The sequence below is a fragment of the Bartonella sp. AP40SXNS genome, assembly GCF_042195825.1.
Lineage (GTDB): Bacteria > Pseudomonadota > Alphaproteobacteria > Rhizobiales > Rhizobiaceae > Bartonella.
Genome location: NZ_JBHIPB010000076.1, coordinates 1 through 1,292 on the forward strand (window position 1 = coordinate 1; position 1,292 = coordinate 1,292).

Consider the following 1,292-nt stretch of genomic DNA (forward strand, 5'->3'; position numbering starts at 1 on the left):
AAATTTATAAAATCACAAATGTCAAAGAGCACCCAGTAGGTGAGGTTGCGCATGATGAAAATGGCAATGTCCTCTATGCAACAGATAAAAATGGAAAACCTATCAAAGACAGTCATGGAAGACAAGTCCCTCTGTATCGTTATTTAACGCCTGAAGAAGAAAAACATTTACAAAAAGGTTCTGATGGCAAGGTTCATATGTTTTACAATGGTATTTTTACCTCACCAGATGATGCTGCGCGTTATACTGTCCAGTTTGCTGACAATGATCATGGTCCCCTTTATTTTACATACTTTCCAAAAGCTGAAGACTGGGAAGTGGAAGTAGGGATAGCGATTTTTCAGAAGTTTCTGGAAGGTAAATTTTTTTTTGGATTGACCAATTCAACCAAGAAATTCCAGGATACAATGTATCTTTATGGCAATACAGGATTGCATGATGATGCCCATAGTCGTGGTACCATAACAGCAGGAAATGGAGCAAATGATTTAGTAAAGCATGGTGTTCACGGTATAGCAAAGGAAACAACGGTTAATTTTTTTGGTCCAGCTTATAATACTCAAGACATGGCAGATACGTTATATATCTTAAGGGATGGAAAGAAAACCACTGTCGGCTTGGAAAACCATGCAGATGATTTTGTTGGTGTTGTGTTTGGCAAAAATCCCGCTACTTTTGACAAGAGACCCCTTGGTAGTAACGTAGTGAAAGAGGCAAAAAAAGTACTATTTGGTTATCCAAGTCCTCATGCTTGTTATGCAAATGCGGATCGAGCATGTAGACATGATTATGGTTCATCTCACCGTATACAAATTGATTCAATTAATTCATGGAGTAAAAAATGAAACACATTTTAAGAGTATTAAGAGGGATAATCCTGTTAAGTATAGCTGGGTGTAATTTTTTTAAGCCTGCTCCAGGGTATATGTATATGTGGGAGAAAAATGGTGTTACTGATTTTACTGAGATAGGAAAAGCTTTATTAGAATGTGGAATGCCAACACCTTATGATGAGGATTCAGAAAGCAGAGAGCAGAGTATTAATGCACAGGCAACAGTCCATGCTTGCATGATTCAATCAGGATTCCACTATAAAGATGAACATGAAGGGGGATGGTGTTATACTTTTAAAGAAGAAAACCTTCCCATTTGTCAGCCTGGTGCTGTCATCCCGCAACGAAGTGTCGAAAAGCGCTTAAACAGCCCGTTTTGTAAAAGGTATAAAAACGCGGATGAATGCCAGCCTTAAGTGATGATCAACAATCTGCCATCCTTGCCTTCACTTGGAATGG

The 1,292-nt window shown here is 38.5% G+C and carries 1 protein-coding gene and 1 pseudogene; both read left to right on the forward strand.

The window, feature by feature from the left end; genetic code table 11:
* Positions 1–845 (forward strand): annotated as a pseudogene (locus ACFILZ_RS09790) (filamentous hemagglutinin); the annotation flags it as partial.
* Positions 842–1,249 (forward strand): hypothetical protein, encoded by a 408-nt coding sequence (locus ACFILZ_RS09795; RefSeq protein ID WP_375611059.1) that lies wholly within the window; start codon positions 842–844, stop codon positions 1,247–1,249. The pseudogene ACFILZ_RS09790 and the gene ACFILZ_RS09795, both read left to right, overlap by 4 nt.
* Positions 1,250–1,292 lie beyond the last annotated feature (43 nt).

Excerpts from the sequence above, each read along its gene's own strand:
- ACFILZ_RS09795 (WP_375611059.1), top strand. The coding sequence starts at position 842 with ATGAAACACATTTTAAGAGTATTAAGAGGGATAATCCTGTTAAGTATA.